This window comes from Wolbachia endosymbiont of Pentalonia nigronervosa (assembly GCF_014534705.1).
GTDB lineage: Bacteria > Pseudomonadota > Alphaproteobacteria > Rickettsiales > Anaplasmataceae > Wolbachia.
Map to the genome: position 1 here is coordinate 1 of NZ_JACVWV010000171.1, position 1,172 is coordinate 1,172.

2 protein-coding genes are annotated in these 1,172 nt (G+C 37.5%); both read left to right on the forward strand.

From position 1 onward, the window contains the following. On the forward strand, positions 1-857 hold an 857-nt coding region (locus tag IC220_RS07725), incomplete at its 5' end, for a hypothetical protein (protein WP_188153813.1). 1 nt (position 858) lies between these two features. Further along, positions 859-1,056, forward strand: coding sequence for a hypothetical protein (locus IC220_RS07730; RefSeq protein ID WP_188153814.1), 198 nt, complete (start codon positions 859-861; stop codon positions 1,054-1,056). The last annotated feature ends 116 nt before the right edge of the window (positions 1,057-1,172 follow it).

The following is a 1,172-nucleotide window of genomic DNA, read 5'->3' on the forward strand; positions in this document are numbered from 1 at the left end:
ATATTGAGTCAAAAGATATAAAGGTAGATGGTACAGCAACACGTATCACTTGGTCACCAGTTTGGTGTGAAGTTGGCAGAGAATATGCTATTGTTTTACTAACTGATGATCAAAATACTGCAGTTAAAATAGCGGAATTAGGAAAATATGATGCAGTAAACAGCCGTTGGGTAACGAGTCAACCGTATCAGGTGGGAGTATTACTGTCATCAAGCAATGCCAGCACTTGGACTCCACATCAAAATTTAGATTTAACTTTTCGACTGTTAGCTGCAAAATTTACGGAAAATTCCACCACAATTAATCTTGGCAAGATTACCGCAAATAACACTTCAGATTTAATTGCTCTGGCAAACGTTGAAAAAGTCTCATTTGATACTAATGCTGAGTTTATTTTAACTGAGCAGGATGGAAAAGAGCATTTTTTATCTGATAATCTGCCATTAGCGCTGCGTTCAAGACTCTCTGGAGAATTAACTGTAAAAACAACGCTAAAAGGCTCAAAGGAAAGAAGCCCGGTACTTTACCCCGGTTTACAATTGGTTCTTGGCAATGTGGGAGAATCTGCAGATTACGTAACCAGGAGCATTCCAGCAGGTTCAAATACTAAGATAACAATTACTTATGATGCATTAATACCTAGTACTGCCGATGTTAAAGCATATGTGCAAAAAAACGTGGAAAGAGAATGGCAGCTAGTTAATTTAACAACAGGAAAACCTATCGGCGACAACTGGGTGGAGAGAACTCATATGCTGACAAACTTTAATGCCAATGAAACCAGGATAAAGCTAGTTCTTAGTGGTACAGTGCAATATCGCCCTAAAGTGAAAAATTTACGAATTATCATAACATAAAGTGCCAAGTGATAAAACTAAACGAGGATATCCACTGCCTCATCCAGAAAATATTGCCGTGCAAGATGTGGTACGTATTCGCACAAGCATTGAAAAAATAGATGAGGATATTACCAGTAGGGAAAATGAACATGATGAGCTGAAGGGTAACTTTGAAAGATTTAGTTTTGAAAAACTGTTAAAATTGTGGGGAAATTAAGAGATGACTATCGCAAAAGAAGTAGTATACGCATTACATCAAAGAATTAAGGATTTATCTCAAGATGCAACGCCTGATAAGGTAGCATATTTGGCCAAGGCATTAGAGTCTATAGC